General features: G+C 61.9%; 1 protein-coding gene. It reads right to left on the bottom strand.

The window, feature by feature from the left end; genetic code table 11:
- Positions 1-156 precede the first annotated feature (156 nt).
- A complete protein-coding gene (locus IE226_RS43735) occupies positions 157-420 on the bottom strand; it encodes a hypothetical protein (RefSeq protein ID WP_190087105.1) in 264 nt (87 codons plus the stop codon).
- Positions 421-653: the final 233 nt, after the last annotated feature.

Genomic DNA, 653 nt, shown 5'->3' with positions numbered 1-653 from the left:
GTTCCCACAAGTCATCAGGCACAAGTTCAGCAGCCACCCAACCAATCCTGCCGAGACAACACTTAACTGCCAAGTCCCACAACGAACGTCATTCTGAAACGGTCAGTAAGTAGCGCGGGCCGGGGACTGACACGAAAATGACGTGTGTTGAGTCGGTCAGACCTGGATGGGTTCGAAGCGGATGGTCAGGCCGAGGCTGTTGGCTTCCTTGAGCATGCGGCGCATGGCGCGTTCGGGGTCGCGGCGGGTGAAGTGGTCGGCGCCGAGGTCGCGGTAGGGCTGGTGGTTGTACAGGACGTGCCAGATGGCGATGGCGAGTTTGTGCATCACGGCGACGAGGGCGCGTTTGCCGCCGCGTCTGGCTGACAAGCGGCGGAAGAATACACCGAGGTAGGAGTCCTTGTTCCTGATCGCGACCATGGCGGCGATCCCTAGGAGGCGTTTGAGGTTGGGGGCCTTGACCCCGAATCCTGAACACGGGTTATGCGGCTGGTGTCAGCGTAGTTGGTGTGTGGTGGAGGGCGTTCTCGAAGGCGATCGGTGATCGTTGTCCGAGGCGGGAGTGTCGGCGTCGGGTGTTGTAGCGGTGGAGCCATCTGAACGCGTCGAGTCGGGCCTCGCGCTCGCCTGGCCAGCTCTTTCGTCCCTTCAGG

Origin of the sequence: Streptomyces longisporoflavus (assembly GCF_014649775.1) — a bacterium.
In the GTDB taxonomy this organism is placed as follows: Bacteria; Actinomycetota; Actinomycetes; order Streptomycetales; family Streptomycetaceae; genus Streptomyces; species Streptomyces longisporoflavus.
The sequence above is the reverse complement of the archived record's forward strand: the minus strand, read 5'-3'. Positions and strand labels throughout refer to the sequence as shown.